The organism is Peribacillus sp. FSL K6-5616, from assembly GCF_038008245.1.
GTDB lineage: Bacteria > Bacillota > Bacilli > Bacillales > DSM-1321 > Peribacillus > Peribacillus frigoritolerans.
Window position 1 is genome coordinate 5,393,808 of sequence record NZ_JBBOYT010000001.1, and the last position, 22,861, is coordinate 5,416,668.

Annotated in this window: 20 protein-coding genes and 2 pseudogenes; 18 read left to right on the forward strand and 4 right to left on the reverse strand. The window is 37.3% G+C overall.

The annotated features are described in order from the left end of the window. Positions 1 to 28 precede the first annotated feature (28 nt). The 11 genes and pseudogenes from MHB45_RS26310 to MHB45_RS28400 all read left to right on the forward strand — a co-directional run bounded on the left by MHB45_RS26310 (position 29) and on the right by MHB45_RS28400 (position 7,864). Positions 29 to 883, forward strand: a complete 855-nt coding sequence (locus MHB45_RS26310) for an alpha/beta fold hydrolase (protein ID WP_048680366.1) — start codon at positions 29 to 31, stop codon at positions 881 to 883. 93 nt (positions 884 to 976) lie between these two features. Continuing rightward, positions 977 to 1,768 (forward strand): 2-keto-4-pentenoate hydratase, encoded by a 792-nt coding sequence (locus MHB45_RS26315; protein WP_048680368.1) that lies wholly within the window; start codon positions 977 to 979, stop codon positions 1,766 to 1,768. Positions 1,769 to 1,863: 95 nt separating this feature from the next. After that, positions 1,864 to 2,466: pseudogene (locus tag MHB45_RS26320) on the forward strand (SDR family oxidoreductase); the annotation flags it as partial. A 62-nt stretch (positions 2,467 to 2,528) separates the two neighbouring features. After that, entirely contained in the window at positions 2,529 to 2,867 is a 339-nt protein-coding gene (locus tag MHB45_RS26325; protein ID WP_260089038.1) for a VOC family protein, read from the forward strand. Between the two features lie 100 nt (positions 2,868 to 2,967). Continuing rightward, positions 2,968 to 3,216: a ferredoxin gene (locus MHB45_RS26330; protein ID WP_048680372.1), complete on the forward strand. Its 249-nt coding sequence runs from the start codon at positions 2,968 to 2,970 to the stop codon at positions 3,214 to 3,216. 97 nt (positions 3,217 to 3,313) lie between these two features. After that, positions 3,314 to 4,306: an NAD(P)/FAD-dependent oxidoreductase gene (locus MHB45_RS26335; RefSeq protein WP_048680375.1), complete on the forward strand. Its 993-nt coding sequence runs from the start codon at positions 3,314 to 3,316 to the stop codon at positions 4,304 to 4,306. 19 nt (positions 4,307 to 4,325) lie between these two features. After that, positions 4,326 to 4,610, forward strand: a complete 285-nt coding sequence (locus MHB45_RS26340) for a cytosine permease (RefSeq protein WP_226990420.1) — start codon at positions 4,326 to 4,328, stop codon at positions 4,608 to 4,610. 206 nt (positions 4,611 to 4,816) lie between these two features. Then, positions 4,817 to 5,298: pseudogene (locus tag MHB45_RS26345) on the forward strand (IclR family transcriptional regulator). Between the two features lie 30 nt (positions 5,299 to 5,328). After that, positions 5,329 to 6,213: an acetaldehyde dehydrogenase (acetylating) gene (locus tag MHB45_RS26350; protein ID WP_048680378.1), complete on the forward strand. Its 885-nt coding sequence runs from the start codon at positions 5,329 to 5,331 to the stop codon at positions 6,211 to 6,213. 25 nt (positions 6,214 to 6,238) lie between these two features. Next, entirely contained in the window at positions 6,239 to 7,267 is a 1,029-nt protein-coding gene (dmpG, locus tag MHB45_RS26355) for a 4-hydroxy-2-oxovalerate aldolase (protein ID WP_048680384.1), read from the forward strand. 495 nt (positions 7,268 to 7,762) lie between these two features. Then, entirely contained in the window at positions 7,763 to 7,864 is a 102-nt protein-coding gene (locus MHB45_RS28400; RefSeq protein WP_142398510.1) for an LPXTG cell wall anchor domain-containing protein, read from the forward strand. A 348-nt stretch (positions 7,865 to 8,212) separates the two neighbouring features. Here MHB45_RS28400 and MHB45_RS26360 read toward each other — a convergent pair whose 3' ends face one another. Further along, the gene (locus tag MHB45_RS26360) at positions 8,213 to 8,359 is read right to left on the reverse strand and encodes a BH0509 family protein (RefSeq protein ID WP_127777491.1); all 147 of its coding nucleotides are present in this window, start codon (positions 8,357 to 8,359) and stop codon (positions 8,213 to 8,215) included. A 1,481-nt stretch (positions 8,360 to 9,840) separates the two neighbouring features. On the opposite strand from MHB45_RS26360, the gene MHB45_RS26365 reads away from it, so the two are divergent. The 5 genes from MHB45_RS26365 to MHB45_RS26385 all read left to right on the forward strand — a co-directional run bounded on the left by MHB45_RS26365 (position 9,841) and on the right by MHB45_RS26385 (position 16,126). Beyond that, positions 9,841 to 10,215: a DUF1878 family protein gene (locus tag MHB45_RS26365; protein ID WP_048680386.1), complete on the forward strand. Its 375-nt coding sequence runs from the start codon at positions 9,841 to 9,843 to the stop codon at positions 10,213 to 10,215. Between the two features lie 378 nt (positions 10,216 to 10,593). Then, positions 10,594 to 11,934 carry an ATP-binding protein gene (locus MHB45_RS26370; protein WP_081088799.1) on the forward strand — a complete coding sequence of 447 codons (1,341 nt, stop codon included), beginning with the start codon at positions 10,594 to 10,596 and terminating at the stop codon, positions 11,932 to 11,934. Continuing rightward, positions 11,931 to 12,566, forward strand: coding sequence for a response regulator (locus tag MHB45_RS26375; RefSeq protein WP_048680388.1), 636 nt, complete (start codon positions 11,931 to 11,933; stop codon positions 12,564 to 12,566). The genes MHB45_RS26370 and MHB45_RS26375 overlap by 4 nt, the downstream gene beginning before the upstream one ends. A gap of 647 nt (positions 12,567 to 13,213) precedes the next feature. Continuing rightward, entirely contained in the window at positions 13,214 to 14,545 is a 1,332-nt protein-coding gene (locus MHB45_RS26380) for a peptide MFS transporter (protein WP_048687822.1), read from the forward strand. 873 nt (positions 14,546 to 15,418) lie between these two features. Continuing rightward, entirely contained in the window at positions 15,419 to 16,126 is a 708-nt protein-coding gene (locus MHB45_RS26385; RefSeq protein ID WP_048687821.1) for a hypothetical protein, read from the forward strand. Positions 16,127 to 18,914: 2,788 nt separating this feature from the next. Here MHB45_RS26385 and MHB45_RS26390 read toward each other — a convergent pair. Genes MHB45_RS26390 through MHB45_RS26400 form a run of 3 tightly spaced genes read right to left on the reverse strand, consistent with a single transcriptional unit; the run spans position 18,915 to position 21,807 of the window. Beyond that, positions 18,915 to 19,973 carry a polysaccharide pyruvyl transferase family protein gene (locus tag MHB45_RS26390; RefSeq protein ID WP_048687820.1) on the reverse strand — a complete coding sequence of 353 codons (1,059 nt, stop codon included), beginning with the start codon at positions 19,971 to 19,973 and terminating at the stop codon, positions 18,915 to 18,917. Positions 19,974 to 19,978: 5 nt separating this feature from the next. Continuing rightward, complete coding sequence (locus MHB45_RS26395; RefSeq protein WP_065421213.1) at positions 19,979 to 21,109, reverse strand: glycosyltransferase; 1,131 nt, start codon at positions 21,107 to 21,109, stop codon at positions 19,979 to 19,981. After that, a complete protein-coding gene (locus MHB45_RS26400; RefSeq protein WP_072273890.1) occupies positions 21,106 to 21,807 on the reverse strand; it encodes a glycosyltransferase family 2 protein in 702 nt (233 codons plus the stop codon). Before MHB45_RS26400 ends, MHB45_RS26395 begins: the two co-directional genes overlap by 4 nt. Positions 21,808 to 21,992: 185 nt before the next feature. Between MHB45_RS26400 and MHB45_RS26405 the strand changes: the two genes are divergently transcribed. Together MHB45_RS26405 and MHB45_RS26410 are read left to right on the forward strand one after the other, a co-directional pair. Further along, positions 21,993 to 22,220: a DUF2642 domain-containing protein gene (locus MHB45_RS26405; protein WP_161798636.1), complete on the forward strand. Its 228-nt coding sequence runs from the start codon at positions 21,993 to 21,995 to the stop codon at positions 22,218 to 22,220. Beyond that, positions 22,220 to 22,417, forward strand: coding sequence for a hypothetical protein (locus MHB45_RS26410; RefSeq protein ID WP_048687815.1), 198 nt, complete (start codon positions 22,220 to 22,222; stop codon positions 22,415 to 22,417). Before MHB45_RS26405 ends, MHB45_RS26410 begins: the two co-directional genes overlap by 1 nt. Positions 22,418 to 22,861 lie beyond the last annotated feature (444 nt).

Sequence of the window (22,861 nt, forward strand, 5' to 3'; positions counted from 1 at the left end):
CTTTCAAAAAAAGGAGGAGGAGAACGAGATGACAATTTGGACAGATTTAGCCGATTTAGAGTTTAAAAATTATTATGTGGATGCAAATGGAATTAAAACGAGAGTACTAGAAGCAGGAACTGGGGAACCGCTTATTTTGCTTCATGGTACTGGCGGTCATATTGAGGCTCACGCCCGGAACATTAGAGGGTTGAGTGAGCATTTCCGTGTAATCTGCATTGATATGCTCGGGCATGGTTACACAGAAAAGCCAGATCGCCCTTACGGAATTGATTCCTATAGTGATCATCTATTATGGGTCATCCAGGCTTTAGACTTGAAAGAAGTCTATCTATCTGGTGAATCACTAGGCGGTTGGGTCGCAGCATGGTTCGCTGCCCATCACCCTGGAATTGCTAAAGCATTAGTTTTAAATACTCCGGGAAATGTTAACAACAAGGCTGAAGTTATGAAAAAGCTGAAGGAATCCACCGTTAAGGCTGTTCTGGAAGCAAACTATGAAAATGTAAAAACCAGACTTGAATGGTTAATGTACGATAAGAGTCAAGTCACCGATGAGCTTATTGAAGCTCGTTACAAAATTTATACACAGCCATCGTACCAAGAAGCTGTTCATCACATTGTTGCCCTTCAAGACATTGAATATCGACAAAATTATAGCTGGGATCCATCCTGGTGTGAAAAGATTGATGTTCCAACCTTATTAGCATGGACGGATCATGACCCAACCTCTACTGTCGAGGAAGCAAAACCCATTCAAGAGATGATTCCTGGCAGTGAATTAACCGTCATTAACGATGCTGGACATTGGCCACAATGGGAAAAGGCTGAAGAATTTAACAAGGTCATTATTGACTTTTTTAGTAAAATTCCCGTGAAATAAGTTTTGATATTTCTACCCAACTTTGATAGTGCAAGTGTAGAAACCTGTACTATCAAAGTTCTTTTTATCATTTAAAAGAAAGAGGTTTTTTCTTTGAGCATACAAAAAACAGCTGTAGTACAAGATGCATACGAGCATTTGCTCCATGCAGAGCAAACGAAAAAATCCGTCACGCCGTTAACCGATCTGTATCCAAGCCTGACTGTTCACGAAGCGTATCAAGTCCAGTTAAAAGCGATTGATCAGAAAGTCAAGGCTGGACAGAAAATCGTTGGGAAAAAGATTGGGTTAACTTCCTTTGCCATGCAAGAGCTTTTAGGAGTCGACCAGCCGGATTACGGTCACTTATTGGACAGCATGAGTGTTCCAAATAAGGGCAGCATCGCTGTCGATTCGCTTTTCGAACCAAAGGTTGAAGGGGAGATCGCCTTTGTTCTCAATAAGGATCTTAAAGGTCCAAATGTGACAGCGGAAGACGTTTTAGCTGCAACTGAGTCCATCATTCCTTCATTAGAGATTGTGGACAGTCGAATTCTGAATTGGAAAATTAAGCTCCAAGACACTGTTGCCGATAATGCTTCCTGCGGGCTTTATGTATTAGGAGACGAAAAATTCGCTGTCAATGGTTTAGAACTGACTAAAATCGAAATGAATCTTTATAAAAATGGCGAGCTCATGAACAAAGGGACAGGGGCAGATGTATTAGGTCATCCGGCCACATGTGTAGCCTGGTTAGCGAACAAATTGTCTGAATATAATGTCATTTTAAAAGCTGAAGAAGTGATTTTATCAGGTGCTTTATCCGCAGCAGTAGTTGCACAAAAAGGGGATGTGTTTACTGCTGAGTTCAGTGAGTTAGGAAAAGTGGAAGTTTCTTTTCGGTAAGTATCAGGCATTGGGAACATTGGAAAAGGAATTGAGCGGTAAGGAATCGTATTTGTTCCTTCTTCTTTTAAAAGGGGGGATTAGGGGATGTAAGCAAATACGAAGACAATGAGCAAGCTGTCCAAGCTACTGTTAAGCAATTTGGAAAGTTAGATGTTTTTATCGCTAATGCTGGCGTATTCGATGGGTTTGCTAAATTTGCCGATGTGACTCCAGATGCTCTTTCCGAAGCGTATGATTTCCTTCTCGATATTAACGTAAAAGGTTCTTTTTTCGGCGCGAAAGCAGCTCTTGAAGAATTACAAAAAACAAATGGTAATATTATTTTTTCAGTATCTGGTGCAAGTTTCTATCCTGATGGCGGCGGCGTTTGGTACAAAGCGAGCAAGCACGCTCAAATCGGACTGATGCGCCAGCTTGCGTTCGAACTCGCACCAAATATTCGGGTAAATGCGGTAGCGCCAGGGGGCACACTGACAGCACTATCGGTTATTCCACCGTTGCATCCATTTGTTAAAATCGTGGATAATGATACGAAAGCAAGCAGTATTAAAAAACGAAATCCCCTTCAAATCGCCCAAATGCCAGAAGATCACGTTGCAGCGTATGTACTGTTAGCATCTGACGAAGCACGCGCGATTACTGGTGAAGTCATTTCCAGCGATGGCGGATTGTCAGTGCGGGGGCTTGGCTATTAAATAAACGGACTTTAGAAAAAAGGTTTGTAAACATTACTGGATCACTATTAGGCAACAGAGAGATTAATCAGCTTGCATTTGTCGTAAAAAATATTGAATCTGCTAATGAAGCTTTTACAAAATTGTTAGGTATTAAGAAGGCTGAATCTTTTCTAACTGGTGACAGTTATGTTTCGAAAGTTGTTTTTAAAGGTAAACCAACAGATTCGCAATCTAAACTGGCTTTTCTAAACACGCCAACTGTCCAATTTGAACTCATCGAACCGGATAAAAACCCAGGAATAATGCGTGAGTTTTTAGATACAGTAGGTGATAGAATTCATCATATTGCTTTTGATGCTGACTCCATCCAAAAGAAGCTTCCTTCTATGGCATGGTTATATGGTATTGCAAACGGGTGAACTTACCTCGAGTGATGCCGGTACGTTTACGTAGATACATTAGATGATTATAAAACCTCAGGATAAAACTGCAGTTTAGAGAGGAGAAAATAGAAGAAAAATGGCTAACTATACGATTGTAGATAAAGAAACTTGTATTGCTTGCGGAGCATGTGGTGCTACAGCTCCTGAAATTTATGATTACGATGAAGAAGGTATTGCGTTTGTTACATTAGATAAAAATGAAGGAACAGCCAGCATACCTGATGAATTCGAGGAGGATATGCTAGATGCTTTAGAAGGGTGTCCAACCGAGTCTATTAAAGTAGCTCAATGTTCTTTTGATGGTGATCCTTGTAAATTCGAATAAAAAATTCTAGAGATTTGATCAGTGAGGATGTTTCAAACTAACTAGTACAGTATTGAACGATTAATTCTAACAAGAGCATAACTAGAGGTGATTACTAATGGTAGAAGACAAGAAGATTTATGATATAACAATTATTGGTGGCGGACCAGTTGGTTTATTTACAGCTTTTTATGGAGGGATGAGGCAAGCAAAGGTGAAAATTATAGAGAGTCTTCCTCAGTTGGGCGGACAGCTCACGGCTCTTTATCCCGAAAAATTTATTTATGATATAGCTGGATTTCCAAAAGTAAGAGCTCAAGAATTGGTAGATAATTTGAAAGAGCAAATGAAAGTATTCGAACCAACAATTTGTCTTGAAGAAGCAGTTGAACAGATTGAAAAGCAAGCGGACGAAACATTTAAGGTCACTACCAACCTCGATACTCATTTCTCTAAATCAATTATTATTACTGCAGGGAATGGAGCTTTTCAGCCTCGCAAACTAGAACTAGAAGATGCAACAAAGTTTGAAAGTAAGAATTTATATTATTTTGTGAATGACATGAACCAATTTAAAGGAAGAAAAGTAGCGATTCTAGGCGGTGGAGATTCCGCTGTTGATTGGGCTCTTATGCTAGAGCCTATCGCTGAAAAAGTAACATTGATACATAGAAGAGATAAATTTCGTGCCCATGAGCATAGTGTAGAACAATTAGCGAATTCTTCTGTTGAAGTCAAAACACCATATGTTCCTTCTGAGCTAGTAGGAGTGGATCAGATTACTCAAATTACTTTAGAACACACTAAGACTCAAGAAAAAGAACTAGCTGACATAGATGACCTAATTATTAATTACGGCTTTGTTTCTTCTCTTGGCCCGATTAAAGAATGGGGTCTCCAACTTAAAAAAAATTCCATTATAGTTAATTCTAAGCAAGAAACAAATATTGCAGGCATTTACGCTGCCGGGGATATTTGTACGTATGACGGGAAGGTTAAATTAATTGCATCAGGATTTGGTGAAGGTCCTACGGCAGTCAATAATGCTAAAGCCTATATTGATCCTAAAGCCAAAGTTCAGCCGATGCATAGTACTTCCTTATTCAGCTAACCTTTAGCTATTATATATACTGCGCCAAGGCGAATATAGTGTCAAAGGTATCTTTGATCTAAATGGTAAGTATGGAAAAGTCAACTGGATTGCTTCCTTTGCATTTGTAGCATCAATACTTGCAGAGATTCCTTTTATCAATGCGTCTTTTTATGTTGGGCCTGTTGCAAAAGCACTTTATGGAGCAGATTTGGCTTGGACTGTAGGACTTTTCTTACCTGCTGCCTTATATTACTTTCCAATGAAACGAAAGATAACTGCAGAAGTCATTACCTTACCAGTTGAGAAGGTAGGAGAAAGATAATGCCCTTGATGATATGGAAAAGGATGTTGTATTACATGGTCTGGCGATTTGAAAGACTTTAAAGATGGCATTTAGTTTGCTATTTTTTTAGTCTCATAAGGTAAGATTACTTTTTGTAATGAGATACAATATATAAAAGCCTCTAAGATGTGTGAACTATACCCCGAATAATGGACACAGTAAAAAAAGAAACCGTTCACTTAGTTATGTTACAGAGAGATGAAGTTATTTACATTGATAAAATTGAAGGCCACAGAGCCCTTACAATTTACTCTCATATTGGAAAAAGAGCTCCAGTTCATTGTACTGGTGTTGGTAAGGTGATTCTTGCCTACCAAAGCGAAATGAAATAGATAGGATTTTAACATCTGTGACTTTAGAATCGTATACAGAGTACACGATGACTAATATAACGAATATTAAAAATCATTTAAAGTCAATACGGGAGAAAGGCTATGCTATAGATGATGAAGAGATAGAGTTAGGGCTCAAATGTATAGCCGCTCCAATATTCAACCATCAAGGAAATGTAATCGCTTCTATTAGCTGTGCTGCACCTAAAATGAGGTTTGACGAAGAGCGGATTCCAGAGGTAATAGAGAGAATTCAAAAATCATCGTCTGAAATTTCGGAATGTTTAGGTTATAAAGATGGTAATAATCATATAGAAACAAGCAAGAATTTATAAAATACATTCAAATGCAGGAGGAGAATTATTTTGTCAAAAGTAAAAGTTGCCATTCTTGGCTCAGGAAATATTGGTACAGATCTTATGATAAAACTTGGACGATCTGAAGTTTTAGAGTTGACGACAGTTATTGGGATTGACCCAAATTCGGATGGTTTACGTCGTGCGAGGGAATTAGGCTATGTGTCCATTGATAATGGGATCGATGGATTTCTCGAAACACCAGAATTGGCGGATATTATCTTTGATGCAACATCTGCTAAGGCTCATCTCTATAATGCGAAAGTGTTAAAAGAAGCAGGGAAAAAAGTGATTGATATGACTCCAGCAGCTGTAGGTCCATTTGTGTGTGCAGCAGTAAACATTGAAGAACATTTAGATAAAGATAATATCAACCTTATTACTTGTGGTGGTCAGGCTACAGTCCCGATGGTTCATGCCGTAAATCGAGTATGTCCAGTAGAATATGCTGAAATCGTTGCTACGATCTCAAGTCTTAGTGCAGGACCTGGAACTCGTGCAAATATCGATGAATTCACGGAAACTACTTCACGTGCTGTCGAAGTGGTTGGAGGTGCTAAAAAAGGAAAAGCAATCATTATCTTGAATCCTGCTGAACCGCCAATTCTTATGCGTGATACAGTTTATACTCTAGTAGAGGAAGGGAAAATGGATGAAGAAGCGATTAAGCATTCGATTGAAGAGATGACTAAAGTTGTTCAATCTTATGTTCCTGGCTATCGTATTCGTACAGAACCAATCTTTGATGGAAATAAAGTAACCATTTTCATAGAAGTAGAAGGTGCTGGGGATTATTTACCAAAATATTCAGGGAATCTTGATATTATGACAGCGGCGGGTGTTAGAATTGCAGAAGAATTCGCAAAAAATCTATTGATGAAAGAAACAGTTTGAACTGTAGAAAGGGGTACTAAATACAATGACAAATAATGAAGATATATTAATCACTGAGGTAGCGTTGCGAGATGGAAGCCATGCGATCTCTCATCAATATACTGTAGATCAAGTACTTAAAGTTGCCAAAGCATTGAATGACGCTAATGTCCCTTATATCGAAGTATCACATGGAGATGGTTTAGCTGGATCATCTTTACAGTATGGTCTATCAAGAACAAATGAAATGGAATTAATCGAAGCCGCAGTTTCTGTTGCGGATAAGTCAAAAATCGCCATTTTGTTATTACCAGGTATTGGTACTTTACATGATTTAAAAGAAGCAGCCAATTTGGGAGCAAAAATGGCTCGTATTGCAACTCATGTTACCGAAGCTGACGTTGCCCAACAACATATTGCTTATGCAAAAGAACTTGGAATGGAAACCGTCGGATTTTTGATGATGGCCCATATGGCACCAGTTGAAAAATTAGTGGAACAAGCAAAATTAATGGAAAGCTATGGCGCAGATACTGTATATGTAGTTGATTCAGCAGGTTATCTACTTCCAGAGCAGGTTCGTGAACGTATACGTGCACTTAAACAATCTGTAGGAACTAAAGTGGGTTTCCATGGTCATAATAATTTATCTCTTGCGATGGCAAATACGCTTGTCGCAATCGAAGAAGGAGCTACTCGCATTGATGGTAGTGTTCGCTGCTTAGGAGCAGGTGCCGGTAATACGCAAACAGAAGTACTTGTAGCCGTTCTTGAACGGATGGGAATTCAAACAGGGGTGGATTTATATAAAATGATGGATTTGGCAGAAGACATTGTGGCTCCAATTTTGCAATCGCCTCAAGAAATTACAAAAGATAGCCTAACTCTAGGGTATGCTGGGGTATACTCAAGCTTTGCTCTTCATGCAAAACGCGCAGCTGAAAAATTTAATATCGATTCACGTGATATTTTAATCGAATTAGGAAAACGTAAAGTAGTCGGCGGTCAAGAAGATATGATTTTAGATGTGGCTACTGAGATTGCGCAAGCGAAGCGTTCTTTAGTATTAAAATAGCTGAAATTGAAATGGGGCTGTCCCAAAAGTCAGGAAAATGACTTTTAGGGGCAACCCTTTTTTAACGAAATTTATGCAAAAAAAAAATCGCCCTTTTTAGTAAAATGAAGTTACCACACACCCCATTTACGAAAGGACGATTTTTTATGAGCAATCCAAAGATTACTTCGGAAAATTATAACATGGAACAAACTTTACTACCACTATCTGTTCAAGGAAGCTGTCGTTCATTATAGCCGTTAATTATTAAAGAACATTTTTAAAGTTTGGAAAGTGTCTTTTTTTATTTACACTTTTTAATTGTGCCATTGCATAATTGTGGTTTTGTGTTATGAAAGCATTAAATGACTCTAGTGTGCATTTTTACTTGTTCAACTAACGGGGCAGGTTTGTTTAATAAGACTTTTAGAATCAAACTACCAGTTGAAACCTTTTTAGGGAAAATCTCGTATATAGATTTAGGGAAATGTTTTTTTAGAATAGGAGGAACAGGTTATGTTAGGGGATATTATATATCAAGTTATTGTTTTCGGAGGTATAGCATTAATTTTAGGTGTTTTTGGTTATTTATTTTTTAAGAAGACCAAGAAAAGCTAATTAAATTTCTAATTCAAGTAACGGGTGCTTTACTTCATTAAGAAATAGTAAAATGAAAAAAAGGATAAGGACGATTATTTCTTAAATAAAAAACCTATTCTTGATGAATACCAGGTTGTCCTTCCTTTTCCCTCCATTCCTGACACTGAAGACATATTAACGATAACTTCCATTGCATAATGAATGTTGTTTTCTTCAGCTGAAAGCTAGCAAGGTCAGAAAGCAACTGAAACTCACTTGTTACAAAATAGTGGATTTGCAAGAAGTTATTTCCGAAAGAATAAAAGTAAAAGCGGGAAACCATGAATTATCAATGGTTTTCCCGCTTTTTATCATTTTATATTTGAGTTACATATAATCATAAACAGAGTCATCAAAATAGAGCCAGTGATAATATTCAATCTGTGAATCTGTCATCTTGGAAATGTCTTTCTCATTGAATTTTTGTTGCTCAATTAATTTCTGCACTTTGGATTTTCTTTCTACTTGGCTCATCTTAAATCCTCCTTATAGTATGAGAAGTAACGAAGTATTTAAAAATTGAAAACGCTTTCTTTTTTCTTGTTTTTATTATATATCTCAATGTCAGATTAAACAAATATCAAATATAGATGATTTTTAAGGAAATAATATAGAAATGTTATTTATCTATTTACTTTGAAGCAGTTAAAGAGGCAAGGTCGAATTCCCAAAGCCTGAGTTTTGTTAAAATATCAAGCCCAAGTTTCTAGAAAAGGGAGTTACTTCCTTTTGAGGGGAATAACTCCGATGATTTTTGGTTTTCACTTTTAAATAAGGAAAAATGTCAAAGAACCAATTCCAGGTAATGCAGCCAATACTGCCTGAAAACGCATCTCGGGCTTACTATCTGAATTTCATCTTCTGAGAGATCGATAAAATCTAGTTTCTTTTTTACTTCACCATCTTGATAAAAAGCAAATGTTAACGAATTTTGTTTTAGGCCAAGTTTGAAGTATCTTCTTTAGCATGATAAATATTTAAATCAGTTTTTTACTTTAGTTACACGTTCAATTTCCTTATAATGCAGTTTGAATTCAATTTAAGGATTTTTTCATTTTCATGATAGTCTTTTCTCCTTCCGATATAATATAGGATTAGGTTTAGGCTTCCTCTTGTAATAGGGGGGCTTTTTCAGGTTCTTCATACCAGTTATTTATAAGAATTTAATTGAAAATGCTCACCTATTTGCTCACCTGACATTGAAATATTATGACACTTTGTGAAGTTATCTTAGATGGCTTTAACTAAAAGTGTTGATATTATTACCTTGTTACTTCCTATTAAATTATTAATTGAATGGGCGGGCATGATGCATCGCTTAAATCCCTTAATATAGGGGTTTAACGGGAGATTCAGTCATGAGTGCTCACCTAACATGTGAATATCTTTAAAGTTGAAGGCCTCCCACACTTTACTGTGGGAGGCCTTTTCTTTATATATGAATTCGTTATTTCCTAATGGTTGTTGATTTTTTAATTCCTACTACAGCTTCAATCAATAGTGAAGTGTAGGTATGCCTAAGTAAGTGTGGAGTAATGTTCTTTTCCGTTCCTGGTTTTTTTTGGAAGCTGTTTAAGCTGGGTAACAACTATTCGGTGCTTCTATGACATGTTAACAGGGTTTCATCAATCTTAATCGTATGTAAAGAACCCTTTGTTTTTGGTGTTAAAAGTTGCCCATTTTAAGGGAATGATCGTTGATTCTTGAACCGGTATAGGGAATACAAGATTTCTACCAGGGAAGCATCGCTAAAAATACGGGAATTATGAAATGTAAATTATTTCGTTTCACTTTTGGGACGAGAGGATTTACTAAATATATTAGTATAAAGTTAGAAGAGCGGAAACACTTACCCTAGCCCCTTTGTTAAAAGGAGTTTGACCACAATGAAAATTATTAGAGTTAGAGAAGTTGCAATTGCACTTTGGGTATTATAATAGTAGGAGATGAATTTAATGGAAGAGTTAATAGATGAATTTAAAAAGATGAAATATCATCAAAAGTTATTACTTACAATTGCTTTGGATAAAGATCCTGAACAATATACTTTTTTTCATTTCATTTTGAATAATGATCTGAATGAAAAGGATTCAAAGGTAATTTTTGAAATACTTCATGCTTTAGAAGATATAAAGGAAGGGACTTACAAAAAGGGTAAATATGAAGCAGTCATTACTTCATTATTAGGAGATAATCCTTCAGTATCCATGGATATCTTTGAAAAGGCATTGTTACATGTGAATATTGATGTGAACCCTATTTATCTAATTAAATCCTTGAGAAATCAATATCTTCAAGTTGATTTATGTAATTACCTCTTGGAACAATAAAGTATGATATTCTCAACCCCTTTTCCTATAGTTGCACTGACCTAAAAATGAGAAAAGTAAAACACTTTTCGTTGAAAAGTAGGTATTGAATATCAGCCAATCAATGTGAAGGTGTTTTTTCTATGGGGAAAAATGCAATGTAGTTAAATAATTCTAAAAGAATTTGACGTTATAATAATTAATTTTTTGTATAGGGTAGCTTTTTATCCATAGAGGGTGGCTCATCCACGTACCCATTTTTTTATAATTTTCATAATAATGATGAATTACGTATAATGAGGTTATGGAAGGGTACACATACATTTAAATCAATACGAATTGAAAGAATGGTTATCATTCTATTCTATAAGCAAATAATCTATCAAAGGTGAAATGATTATGATAGCTAGTCTTATGAAGTCTTGGACAATATGGATGAAAATTGGAGTAATTTTATTCGGGGTATTCTTACTATCGTGGTTGGGTCCTGACGAAATTGGTCTTACTGATTTGCTTATTTCATTAAGAGAAGGTGAAGAAACAGGAAATCAGTTAATGCTTGCGGTTTTTTTGCTAGTGTCTTTAAATACAGTTTTAGCTTTGTTTCATTATATTGGTGCACTGCTGTTGGGTGACGAAATCGCTGCTCGTTTAAACCGTCCATGGTTAAAAATCATCATTCCTCTTATTGTTATTCCTCTCGATTATATCGTGATAAATGCTTATTATTCTTTAACATACTCATTTAGCGCATATGCTTTGTTATTGTTGTTAGCCATCTTATTATTGCAAGCCTTTGAAAAGGATAGACTAAAGCCAATTATTAAAACGATTATTTGTTCTCAATTAATCTTTGGGATTGAATGGCTGAATGAGATTCCTTCTTTATCCCAATATGGATTTGGCCAAGGGTCGATTTCAAAGGAATTAACAGGTATAGCGGTTCAAATTGGATTCGAGCAATCTTTAACATTGTACAGTTTAACTTTGTGTTTAATTTTCGTTATTAATGCTGTTATTTTAGCTGTGTACTTTTCATTGGCTGAACAAAAGTGGCGGATAAAGCAAGAGCTTCATTATGCGCAGTTAGAAGCAATGCAGTCAAGATCAGGACGGGAAGCACTATATCTGGTCCATGATTTAAAAACGCCTCTTACAACAATTGAGGGGCTAAATTCTTTAATTAGTATGAAAGTGGACGATTCTAAAATTAAAGAATATTGCCAAAGGATTTCAGCATCGATTCTTTCCGTTAGCGAAATGATTTCCGAGATTTTATATGATGATAAAAAACATTGGTGCCGTATAAAAGATTTAGTTGAATATGTCGGAGCAAGCAGACTGAGCGGGACAAATCTTAATCTGAAGGTAGACTTTCAAACAGATCCTGAAATTAAAATTTTCATTAATAAAATCCGAATGACAAGGGCATTAGTGAATTTAATTGACAATGCTTATGATGCAGTGAATGGAATAGAAGATGGAAAGATTTTGCTTAAGGTAAAAACCTATGAAAATGAACTTTGGTTGGGCGTATCAGATAACGGGAAAGGGATTTCACCTAAAGAGCAGGAGAAAATATGGAAAGCTGGGTTCAGTACAAAATCGCATCCAGGCATGGGATTAGCTTTCGTACGACAAGTTGCTGAAGGACATGGTGCATCGGTGGAAATTGATAGCAAGCTTGGGCACGGGACAATATTTTGGATTAAACTAGCTGAGGGGAGTGTGTCAAGATGAACATTTTAGTCATAGATGATGATACATCAATTCAATATATGCTAAGTGAAATTTGTGAATTTGCCGGCTGGAATGTAGATACGGCTAACAACGGAAAAGAAGGGTTAAATGTGTTTGCAGAAAAAGGAGCAGATGTTGTTTTAGTTGATTATCATATGCCGGAAATGGACGGAATAAAAACAGTGGGTGAGCTTCGTAAACTTAATGCCGATGTTCCGATTCTTGTATTAACAGTCGATGAACGACAGGAAATTGCTGATCGCTTTCTTGAAGCAGGCGCAACGGATTTTGCCTTAAAGCCTGTAAAAGCACCTGATTTGATTTCAAGGATTCAACTGCATGCCCGCCTAGCAAAATTAACCCAATCAGCTCCGCAGCAAAAATCCAGTGAAGAAAAGGATGTATTTGTAACAAAGGGAATTAGTAAGAGAACACTTCGTCACGTTAGTGATTTTCTGCATTCTAATCGCGAGCCTTTTTCTGTTGATACAATTTCTAAAGAAGTTGGATTGGCTTATCCGACCGTTTATCGCTATATTATGCATTTACTTGATGAAGGAAAAGTAGAAACTATTGTGAGTTATCAAAAAATAGGAAGACCCAAAAATTTATATCAATGGATTGTTGACTAAGAAGCTGTCTTAATTAAAGGCAGTTTGAGTTTGTATAAGGGTTCCAATTGGTATTTTAACAAAGTTGATTGGAACGGAAGGTACGAGACTCCTGCGGGAAAAGCGCGTCCAAGGGAGACCCCACAGGCGCCAAGAGCGCCGAGGAGGCTCCCGGACCGCCCGCGGAAAGTGAGTGCCTGGAGAGAAAATCAACGTTCATGTTTTAAACTCCCTCAAAAATAATGTAGGCAATCTTAATTAAAATCGAGTTTGTCAACAGTCTGAAACTGCCTTAATACAAGGCAGTTTTTTATTATGATGGGGGATCTCCTTTGCTGCACAGACCGTTAACGCAATAGGACTTTTTTTCTTTTTTTTCTGTGTTTTTATATTTTCTGATAATATAAAATTATTTTACAACACTAAAGATTCTTTAAAATATAAATGCCTTCATTGAATGTCTTTATAAGTTAATGCTCATGTAGATTTTGCTATCAGATTCTTTTTGCACCACAGTAAAGATTAAAAATGAAAACGCTTACTGATGGTGAGTTGGATGGAATGAGTGGCCATCATCGTATCAATCAATTGTCTATTAAAATAAAGACCATGCAATTATTTTGTGAATGTAACGATTGGTGGTTAACCATATTGAGGAGGACTTTATTATGCAAGCACTATTAAAAGAAGAAGTTCAGCAGCCAAACCAGTCCAGGAAAAAGCATCCTCCAGGACTGTATATGCTGTTCGCTACTGAGGCATGGGAGCGCTTCAGCTATTACGGAATGAGGGCAATCCTTGTTCTTTACTTAACAGCAACGGTTGTAAACGGCGGGCTTGGAGTCGACAAATCTGCGGCTATGGGCATATACGGATTCTTTACTGGTGCCGTTTATATTACACCAATGATTGGCGGATACTTGACTGACCGTTTCATAGGAAGAAGATTGGCGATCACGATAGGCGGTATTTTAATGGCGCTTGGTAACTTTTCGCTATTCGCAAGTCAGAGTTTGACAGCGCTTTACATTGGTCTTGGTTTACTGATTATCGGTAATGGTTTCTTCAAGCCAAACATCTCGACAATTGTTGGTGATCTTTATGAAGACAATGATCCGCGTCGTGATGGGGCTTTTACCATCTTCTATATGGGTATTAACGTTGGGGCTTTCTTCGCACCATTAGTAGTCGGGCTTATGAGCTATAAATATGGGTTCTTGACAGCAGCAATTGGCATGATTGTAGGACAGTTAGTTTTCAATTTATTAGGCAATCGCTATTTAGGTGATATCGGTAAAGAACCTACTGGCAAACCGGAAGTCACAGCTGGTAAAAAATCAGCTGCACCGTTAACGAAAAGAGAACAAAAACGTACAGCGGCTATCGTTATTTTGGCAGTCTTCGTCATTGCTTTCTGGGCCGCTTTCGAGCAGGCAGGAAGTTCATTGACATTGTATGCTAATGACCAAATTGATCGGAATGTATTCGGTTTTGAGGTTCCAACTGCCTGGTTCCAATCATTGAACCCATTATTCATCGTGATTTTAGCGCCAATTATGTCTGCTTTATGGTACAAGCTTGGCAGCTCAAAACGCGGTGACTTAAAAACCCCAACGAAGATGGCTCTTGGTTTAGTCACTGTTGGTTTAGGTTTCTTAGTACTGCTTCCTGCTGTAATGTATACAGGAAACGACACAGCGCTGAAAGTGAACATCCTGTTCATGATTGTAACGTATTTCCTTCATACATTAGCCGAATTAATGATTTCACCAGTTGGTTTATCAATGGTAAGTAAAATTGCTCCAATCAAGCTTGCCTCTCTTCTAATGGGAGTATGGCTGGCAAGTTCCGCGGTGGCTAATATGGTAGCCGGGCAATTAGCTGCATATACGCAGTCTTTAGGTTACCTGGAAATCTTTAGTGTGATTGGTTTTGTAACAATTGGTTTAGGTTTTGTATTGTTGCTTCTTTCGAAGCCAGTCGCAAAGCTGATGAAATAATGAGAAATGGAGCTCGACCCAAAAGGCATATAATGTGCCATTTGGGTCGAGCTTTTTATAGTGTGAAAAAATAAGCTGGTGTAAGAGGGGGAATCTCCACAACGACCCAAACCAGAATGGAACGATTCTCTGAAGTTTTATTTCTTTTTGCTTAATCTTGTTGTGTTTCGCATTTTCACGAGTCTTTCATCAATTTGAATGGTACGGAATGCTAATATGAGAAGTAATAATAAACACTTAGGTGGATTAATGGACTTGGTTTCAATAATCGGCCAGCCACTTTTAGTAGAAAAGGACTCAGAGCTGGTTATGTAAAAAAGCCTATGAATTTAGGATGGGATTCTACTCTTTATTGAGCACTTCAAAAAAATATGCACAAAGTTATTCTAGAAAGCCTGCGTTGATAGAATATCATGTATCTAGTGATGGAAGCCATCGAACGTTATGGGCTACATTAGTGGGTGCAGACTATATTAGAGCTAGAGTATACTCCACAAGTTACAATCTTTTCAAGAATGAAAATTATAAGAGGGTTCAATCTAACTTATGTGATTAAATGAAATTTGTACGAGTGGTAACTTGCAACAAAAAAGGGGGAATCTTGAGGATAAGGCTGGCCAGTTTTCCAAAGGCACGGACCCAGGCGCCAGGCCCAACCAGATGTAACATCCTCAATTATAAGGGGAGATGGAGGCTATGCAAGAGAAGGAAGGTAAGTGAATAGGTGATCTAATCCTATATGGAAACAGAAGAAAGGAAAAGGAAATCATATCGCAATCCCTAACGACTTCTGGATAGGCTATACTTATCTAGACAGAAAATTTAAGGTCGGGTAGACTACAGATACAACTAGTTATAGAAAAGAGGTCCGATATGCGACGCGATATACAACTGAATGAACGAGCTTTCTCTTCCAAGGAAGTGGCAGAAGAAGTGGGGATTGCAACTCCCACTGTTCGAAAGTATGGTCAAATCTTAGAGCGGAATGGATATGAGTTTTTGAAAGATGGAGATCGGCGTATCTTTGTTAAATCTGACATCGGAGCGCTTATAGCGCTACGCGATACGGACAAGCCCCTAGACGATACAGCTAAAGACCTTGTGTATCAACAAAAAGAAAGATTAGAAGGATCCAATGAAACACAGATAGCGATACCCGATACATATGAAAATTCACCCCACGACCCCAATCAATTAAACGAGGTCTTAATGTTTTTAGTCAATGAACTCGCAGCCACACGTGAAATGAATGTCCAACTGACAAACGATATGTCACAGCTTAAAACAAAGGTTTCCCGGCTCCAGCAAGATCATCATGTTATAAGTTCTAGTATTGGAAATTCAGCGCAAAGAACTAATACTAAAATTGAACAATTAACTGAACAACAAAATACCCATTACGAAACATTGCTGGAACAAGAAAAACAAAAAAGTGAACTCTTACAAAAAGAAATACAAAATATGCGGGACGAACAGAAAAAAGAATGGAGTTCACAAAATGAATTTAATAAACGTTTAGAAGAGGCTATACAAAAACGTTCCGAAAAATGGCGGGGACTTTTCTCCATATTCAGAAAATAAGGGATGACTGTTAAGTTTTTTTGCCTAGCTCTGTATTGATTTGTTATTGATGAAGAAACACTTGATAGATTGAGAAAAGCATTGTAATGCGAATCAACAAAACATTAAAAAATTCATAGTACCATATATGATTCGCGTAACTGAAAAACAGAATGAAGAAAGAATATTTAAAATTTACAGGATTTGGAACCTGTTATGTAAGAGCTCGGCGATTCCAATGTATCGGACGTTCTACCAAAGGCAAGCGAAGGGTCAATTGAAATTCATTGGAGATTTGTTTAAGCGATATGCATCTAAAACAAAATACACAATTTGAAGCAAGAAATAAAGGCATGTTTGATAAAAAGGGGGCTGAGGAGGTTGAAAACATGCATTCAAAAACAAAAGTCATCCTTAATAGAGGTGCTCCAGACAGGGATTGATCAGCTCTTTTTTTCTGTGTTGCGTATCGCTGGGCGATATAATTTGCAAATAAATTCGACTCTTTAGGTTTAATAGAAAAGTGACGTTTGATGGAAACATGATATACATCCGAATGAACGAGTATTCTTTTCTTAGGAAGTGGGAGGCACACATCCACTGTTCAAAAGTATGGAAAACTTAGAACGAAACGGATATGAGTTTTTTAGATGGTGGTTGCCTATCTTTATTCAATCTGACATCGAAGCGCACATAGCGTTATACGATACGTGATAAGGGCATGTCCCTGGAGGGTACAGCTAAATATCTTATATATCTATAAAAAGATAGATTAGAAGTAACCGATAAGCAGAGATAGCGATACCGGTATAAAGACAACTTAACCCATAATACCAAACAAATAAATGAGATTTTAAATGTTTTAACCAATGAACAACTCGCAGCTACGCTTGAAATGAACAATCCACTGACAAGGATATGGCTCAGCTTAAAACAACGGTTTCCCAGCTCCAGCAAGATCCATGTCCTCAATAGTGTTCCTCAAGAAAGGGGCTTATCGGTTCTTTTTTATGTTTCGTATCGGTGTGCGATATAACATGAAAATAAGTCCACAGATTCTTCATCTTTAAATAGAAAGGGAAGTCCGATATGCAACAGGATTTACTTCGGAATGAATGAGCAACCACTTCAAAGGAAGTGGAAATGCAAAATCAATGCTCGAAAGTATGTCTAAAACTTAGAGCGAAACGGAAGTGATTGTAAATATATGTAAATAAGCACACCTTCGTTCAATCCGACATAGAAACGCTTAAAGCGATACGCTATACGGGGAACCCCCTAAACGATAGAGCTAAAGGCCCTTGTATCAAGAAAAAGAAAGATTAGAAGGAGCCAATGAAACAGAGATAGCGATACCCGATACATATGACAATTTAACCCATGTTCTCATTCAATTAAAAGAGAGCTTAATTTTTAACCAATAAACTCGCAGCTACGCGTGAAATGAACATTTAACTGACAAACGATATGTCATAGCTTAAAACTGAACAACAAAAAAACCATTAAGAAACATTACTTCAATAAGAAAAAGGTTTCATTACTTTTTTTTAGTCTCTTTGACTATATTGAGATGTTAATAACAATTAAACCGAGGTATCAAATCAATAGTAGAAATTCCTTTGTTCCAACTATTCAGAATCACTATTTTCAAATTTCAACAATTTCCCGAGAAATAATACAAATTCTGAGTAGATATCGACAAAATTTAAAAGATGTAGTAAAACATTGGTGAAAATTATGACCAATTGAGTTTTTTAGCAAGGAATTCAGATAGGAAGCGTTGTTGATTGGGTTAAAAACTTGATTGAAAACGTTATGGGTATTGAGTATGTGGAAGTAGACGAACTATATCTCTTTTGAATGAAAGCGTATGTGTTGGAGAAGAACACACCTTTCAGGACTAAAGTAATATAAAGGGGTGAATGAGGGACAACCTACGATAGTACTGAAGGCAGCTAAATTGCCGCGAGTAGCGACCTGTGATGGCTCGTACATCACAACAAGACCTAGAAACAAGTCAAAGAAAACAAGGCTAAGGCCGAAGACAAAAGGGGTCCCAAGGCCAGGGATTCATATGTCTCGTGGCGAAGCCAAGACCACGCAGGCCAAACAATGATAGCGTTTTATATGGAAATAAGAGCCGTCTAAGTAAATTAAGGAAGGCAGCTAGATTCCCGCGATTAGCAACCTATGCTAGTTACAAGTACTATGCAATCTCTAATTGGTCTAGAAAATAAACTATAAAAAACGTCAAGCTTAGCACCTTAAACAGGTGCTTTTTTATGTGCATACTTAATAAACACTCCTTTTAAAAGGAGTGCCTTCTTGTTATACAATTGCAGAGTAATAACTATCTGGTAATTTTCTAAAATCTACATACTAAAGCTATCTAAACCTTGTTGGGTCAAAGTAACAGAAACAATTGCCCAATTTTGAAGCTTTTTTCGAAGTGGACAAGCATAACTTAATCGTTTTCTTTGTCCTTGGGTTTGACAAAAGAAATACAAATTTTCTGGGGGAAGGAGGAGAATATCAATTCCCAGAATCATTCTAAGTAAAAGGGTTTGTTAAAATTTGGATTAAAATGAATGACCCTAAGCGGCTTTCCTTTTACTTGCATCTATTGCTTCGGTTATTTTGCAGGAGTTTGATATGAAACCCATCGTTGTAGATGTATTAGGAGTAATTAAAAACAGTTGGAGTTAACCTCAGAAAAAAACTCACCCCCGAAACTTGATGTCTGGAGGTGAATTTTACGGATTTAGAAAATGCATTAAGCTTTTGGAAGTTGGATATTTAAATCTAAAACTTAGTCTACTGTGAAATTATTTTTTATAGGTTCAATTATTAAGGGACTGAAATGTTCCTTCCTCTTTTTGTATTGTTCGATTATCTTTTCATTATTTAGTTCAATTTCCTGGATCCCTTCCATAATATCGAGAGCTAGTGTATCGGAATCGGTTGAAACGACTAAATTCTCCAGCCCAAGGGACTGAAACAAATCAAATACTTTAAATCTGTAACCGAGGGCGATACAGGGGACATTTCCTGCTAAGGAAAGGATATTGGCGTGAAGTTTAAAGTTAATGCTCAAACTGCAGACAGAGAGTTTTTCAATAAGCTCTTCCTCTGAGTATAATGATGGATCATAAGTCACATTCAAGGGGTCATTCAATTTATCGTAAAGTCGTTTGGAGGCTTCCCGGTCACTGCCCCAGACAACGTACAATAAAATTTTATAACCCGACTTTATTAATTTTTTGGATACTTGTAGTAGCGCATTTTCAATAGCAGCTTCATCCTGGCCGTACAATCGGTTGAATGTTGTACCCCAGTTTATTGCTGCTATTTTTTCCTTTTTCCTAATCACTGCGGGCGGGTTAAGCAAGATTCCGGGATCTCCAATCAGTTTAATTTTTTCACTGTTGATTCCAAATGTCTCTAGAACCTTCTTGGTAATGGGTCCCCTTACACCAACAAATGCTGCTTTTTCAAGGGTCTCACGAAACAAGATTATATCTTTTTCTGTAAAAGTCTTTTCTAATGATAGTGATTGTCCTGAGTTTATAATGTCCAGCTGTTCTTTAGTTATCCAGTCAAGGCCGCTTCCCCATATAAAAACGTCTTTTCCAAGGTCTATTGCCTGTTTTAGTGCTGCCATATAACCGGGGAGTAATAGGGAACCGCCACCTAAGATAACTGTGTCATATTCTTCCGTATGATTGATATCCACGCCAGGCAGGGAAGGGACAATCTCAATCTTGGTAGAGTAATTATAGTGCTTGTTTAACTCTTTAAACACGTTCCATAATAACTCGTCCCCCAAGTTGCCAAAACCAATCCAGCCAATATATAATACTTTCTTCAATACACTCATCCCTTAATTAGAGTTTTATAACACTCGAGCAGATTGGCTACACTGAATTTAATATTAAACTTATTTAACATCCATTCACGCGAAGCCGACCCTGCCTTTAGTAGACGGTCAGATGGAGATAGTGAAGACCGAATGTCATTTGCAATTGTATAGCGGCTGCAGGGTTTAAGAGAGCCGTGATCCCCAAAATAACAATGCCAAGCATCTTCAAAATTATGTTCTTCCACTAGACCGAAATATCCATGGCTTCCAGCCGCGATAACTGGTTTGCCGCAGGCCATAGCCTCCAGGGCGACTCTGCCCGTTCCAACCACACAGTCAGCCAATGAGTAATAATGCTGTAAATCAAGTCTTTCACCTACTAAATTGATAAAATTATCTGTTGATGAGCGATGTATCGTATCCGTTATGTCTCTTATTTCTTTAAATCGAGGGCCGCCACCAACAACTACAACATATAAATTGGGAATGCCCGAAAGCTTTAAGTCTTTACAGGCTCTCAGGAAAATCATGCAGATGTTTGCCTTTGTCCATGCTATTCGGCTGCTGTATAAAAGAACAAATGAATCCTTTGGGATCCCAAGCTGGACTTTTAGATCGGAGGAGTCTGATGGGGAATATCGAGTGGTATCTATTCCGTTAGGGATGACAATCGTCGGTTGATCTGTAAGCTTCTGTATGAATTGCTGGATTGGCGGGCTTACACAGATGATTTTATTTGCCAGGGGCAGTACCCGCAATAGTTCGGATTTTGGATAATAAGTTCCATGCACTGTAAATATTGAAGGAATACCAAGCTCTTTTGCTGCTTGAAAGGTTAAGAAAGCTGAAGGAGTTTGATGGCTATGAATAAGTGTTATTTTTTCATTCATGATAATTTGTTTGATTTCTTTACATAACTTCTCCTGTAAATCCGCTGGAATTGGAAGAGAGTAGGGGAATGGCACTTGGTAAATGGGACATTGTAATCGACTGAAGGATTGTAATAATGAACCCCCCCTGCTTATGATGACAATCCCTATGCCTTTATTTATCATTTCCTCAGCCAGACTTAAAACATGTGTCTCGGTACCGCCTACATCAATTCCATCAAGTGTCATCAGAACACGCATGGTAGATTCACTCATATCTCTTTACTGCCTTCTCCAAAAAATTCGCGGGAACGCTGCATAGGATGGAGACGATAATAATAGAGTGCTTCTTTTAAATTTTCGATACGGTAATTGGAGTTCAGGCATTTTGCAATAAATTCGTAGTCTTCAGCACCCTTTATCCTTCTGGTAGGGCCACCTAACTCATCAAAAATCACACCACGGAATAAAATCGTTCCATGACAAACGCAATGCCCTCCATTCCAATATACTTCCTTTATATCTTGACCGTACTTAAGCCAGTGTACGTTATTCTGGTTTTCAAATTCACCATCTGTAAAGACTCTATAGTTTGTCCCAATCAACACATGATCTGGATTCATTTTTAAGAAGTTCACTTGTTTTTCAAACCGGTTTGGATGAGATAGGTCATCACCATCCTGTACTGCAATATACTCACCAGAAGATAAATAATAACCAGTATTCAATGCCCCTGAAAAACCAACATTCCTGGGCAGGTCCACCACTACAACTGGGAATGAAGGATTGTTTTTTTTGATCCAGTTATCAATCATTTCAGCAGTGTGATCAGTAGAATAATCATTTACTATAATAAGTTCTATATTCTTATACGTTTGGTTAAGTATACTATTTAAACAGTCATCAACATATGGGGCTACGTTATGACAAGTCATGACCACACTTACTAACCCGGGAAATCTTTCGTATAACATTTTTCATCACCTCGGACATACTATATGTGAAATTGGTATCAAAGGTGAAACTTATCAAGCAAAATAAATAAATTGGGTGATACTACCTTTCTTCAAAATATTCTATTTAGTAGTGTCAATAACTTGTCTACTGCATATCCTTTAGAGTGCAAGAAAAGTTTAAGAACATGGAAAGGATGAAAAGCGTGCTATATACAGATTTAATCTTAGGGCATTTTCGGTCATTAAAAGAGGCCCTTAAAGGTTTGGTCAATAGAAATATTATTATCACAACACGTTTCTCGGGAGTAACAGGACAATTGATTAAAGTAAAGGATGACTATGCCGTATTGCAGGAAGCGGGCGATAGCTTAGTATACATCCCGATTAGAAGTATAGAACTGGTAACACTCGTTGAGGAGGAAGAAATATAATGTTTAACGAAGTGCTGAACAATCTAATCACTCACAATATACAAGTGGCGACAGACACTACTTTAGTGGAAGGTCTATTGGTGAAGAGCCAATCTGGTTTGATTGAAATCGTTGAATCAATAACAGGGTATGAAAATCAATCAAGGCTTGTCATTATACCGATAGTTTCCATTAATTTTGTGAGAGTTGCAGCTTAGAATAAAAGATATGCCTTCTATAAGTATTCCTTACTTTCCCACATAAACCTCAATGTGTATATAAGATAAAAAACCTGGTCTATGAAGTTCATTTTCTAGTAGTGGTGGTTTCATATAAGATTCACCTTGCATTTTTCAGATGAAACCGAAGGGAAATTGATTGTGAAAAGGAAGGTGATAAAGGACTGGGAATGTGTCACCTGACATTTTCTCATTTTTTTGTATAGCGCCATTGTTCATTTGATTTGGCGACCCAGACGAAGTGGAGTGTGGACTGTTTACAGCTGCACTCCGTTTTTCATTACTTCCTATTAAATTATCAATTGAATGGGCGGCATGAGGTAATCATCGCTTGAATCAAACTTAATTCACCATAGAGGAGACCTTTCGTAAGTTCACTGAACTTATGGGAGGTCTTTTCTTCGATATTTTTATGTTCTTCGG